We start from the raw sequence: 310 nt of genomic DNA on the forward strand, positions 1-310 counted from the left end.
TGTTCAGGACGCTGAAGTACTGTCCGCAGTGGCCATCAGACGGCTTTGCCAGTCTGGAAGCGGCCAGGGAGTGGGTGCGCGACTTTATGGCCTGGTATAACGAAGAGCACCGGCATAGCCGTATCCGCTTCGTCACACCCAACGAGCGGCATCGGGGTGACGATAAAGCCCTGCTGGCGAAACGGGATGCTGTGTACCAGGCCGCCCGAGCACAACACCCAGCGAGGTGGAGTGGCAAGACGCGAGACTGGACACCTATCGGTGCCGTGATGCTAAATCCGGAGCGGCCCGAGAAACCCGAGCCGGAGCA

The 310-nt window shown here is 61.6% G+C and carries 1 pseudogene; it reads left to right on the forward strand.

The features are described from left to right. Window positions 1-310, forward strand: a pseudogene (locus MUW49_RS20890) (IS3 family transposase); the annotation flags it as partial.

The organism is Aeromonas sp. LsrichE-8G (assembly GCF_022869435.1).
Classification (GTDB): domain Bacteria; phylum Pseudomonadota; class Gammaproteobacteria; order Enterobacterales; family Aeromonadaceae; genus Aeromonas; species Aeromonas caviae.